We start from the raw sequence: 1444 nt of genomic DNA, 5'->3' as shown, positions 1-1444 counted from the left end.
GCTTCTTGGCCGACGAACCCCACCACCTCCTCGTGCAGGCGGGTGTCCTCGATGAGAGGGAGTGCTTCGGCGAGCGTTGCGGACATGGCCCGCTCTCCCTCCGGTAACACGAGATGCATGAAGTTGATGACGTGGGTGACCATCGGTTCGTTCGGCACGTAGTGCAGTGGTACACCGTCCCAGTCGAATTCGACGTCGCGGGCAGCGATCGCGTGTGCCTCGTCGGTGTAGCGGCGGGCGCCGGACGGTGCGACGACGGGTGTGCCTCGGAAGGCGTTGATGCCGAGCATTATCGGCTCCTCACGGTTTCTCGAGCAGTGGCGAGTGCTGTGGGCGAGACGGGTTCTACGTGCGAATAGTGAGCGAGGTCGGCCCGCTTGGTCCTGGCACGGAAGGATCGGTTGAATCCGGGATAGAAGGTGTAGTTGCGGCCACCGTCGACGAGGTAGTAACTACTGCACCCGCCTGCGTTCCACACACTGGTGGTGAGTCGGCGATCGGTCGCGCGCACGAACTCGCGCTGCACCTCGGCGCGGACGTCGATGCTGCCGATACCGCGTTGGTCCATTTGAAGAATGCAACTCACGATGTACTCGACCTGCGCTTCGATCGTGACGACCTGTGAGGTGTAGACCACCGAATTGGGGCCGAGAATCATGAAGAAGTTCGGAAACCCGCTGATGGTGGTACCGAGGAAGGCCTCGGCGCTGCCGTTCCACGTTTGCGCGAGGCTGCGGCCGTCCTTGCCTCGGATGATGTCGAACGACGGGTTGTCTCCCATGCGAAAGCCGGTACCCATGACTATGGTGTCGACTTCGCGGAAAGTGCCGTCCGCGGTGAGTACTCCCCGCTCCTGTACCTCGACGATTCCGTCCGTCACGACCTCCACATTGGATGACGCCAGCGCAGGATAGTAGGTGTTCGAGAACGTCGGACGCTTGCATCCGAATGCGTAGTGGGGGAGCAGCTTTGCGCGAAGTTCGCGGTCGCGTACCTGCCGGCGAAGGTGAGCTCGGCCGAGCGCGGCCAAGCCTTCGAGCAGTGACGGCTTGTACACGAATCCGGGTACCAGGGCTTCTTGAAGGAGGTCGAGCCCCTTGCGTGCGAGTCGTTGGACGAGCGGTACCCGCTCGAAGAGGGTGCTCGGCCAGCCGGTCATCGGCTGATCCGGGTGCGGCAGAATCCACGTCGGTGTCCGCTGGAACACGGTCAACGTGTCTGCGAGTGGTTGCAGTCTGGGGATGATCTGCACCGCTGAGGCGCCGGTGCCGACGACTGCGATCCGTTCGCCGCGAAGGTCGTGATCGTGGTTCCAGGCGGCGGTGTGGAACATCTGACCACGGAACGATTCGAGTCCGGGGAGGTCAGGAGTGGCCGGGGCGCTGAACGGGCCGGTGGCCGCAACGAGGAACTGTGCTTCCCACACGGTTTCCGAGGTGTGTAC

At 63.1% G+C, this 1444-nt stretch carries 2 protein-coding genes; both read right to left on the bottom strand.

Going from position 1 to position 1444, the window contains the following annotated elements; all coding sequences use genetic code 11:
- Positions 1-290: metal-dependent hydrolase (locus ABT116_RS46005; protein ID WP_351647143.1), on the bottom strand; the 290-nt coding region annotated here is incomplete at its 3' end.
- The coding region (locus ABT116_RS46000) for a flavin-containing monooxygenase (RefSeq protein ID WP_351647141.1) at positions 290-1444 on the bottom strand (1155 nt) is incomplete at its 5' end. The genes ABT116_RS46005 and ABT116_RS46000, both read right to left, overlap by 1 nt.

Origin of the sequence: Streptomyces sp. NPDC002130, from assembly GCF_040296465.1 — a bacterium.
Taxonomy (GTDB): Bacteria; Actinomycetota; Actinomycetes; order Streptomycetales; family Streptomycetaceae; genus Streptomyces.
This window is presented reverse-complemented; position numbering and strand designations above follow the sequence as displayed.